1 pseudogene is annotated in these 243 nt (G+C 44.9%); it reads right to left on the bottom strand.

The annotated features are described in order from the left end of the window. Positions 1-181 (bottom strand): annotated as a pseudogene (locus tag R0J92_RS25830) (tRNA 2-thiouridine(34) synthase MnmA); the annotation flags it as partial. Between the last annotated feature and the right edge of the window lie 62 nt (positions 182-243).

Genomic DNA, 243 nt, shown 5'->3' on the forward strand with positions numbered 1-243 from the left:
GGAAAATCGTGTGCGCTAATAAATCTTGGGGTAAATCGTAGAGGAAATAAGATTGATCTTTTGCGCGATCGCGCGCCCGCAATAATTGATAACGCCCCAACTCAGCATTATATTCAATCCGTGCATAATGCCCGGTCGCCACACAGTCAATCCCTAATTTTTCTTGGGCATAAGTTAGCATTGGCGAGAACTTCACTGTTTTATTGCACTGCGAGCAAGGTAACGGCGTAATCCCAGATTCAT

This window comes from Tritonibacter sp. SIMBA_163, from assembly GCF_046535935.1.
GTDB lineage: Bacteria > Pseudomonadota > Alphaproteobacteria > Rhodobacterales > Rhodobacteraceae > Epibacterium > Epibacterium scottomollicae.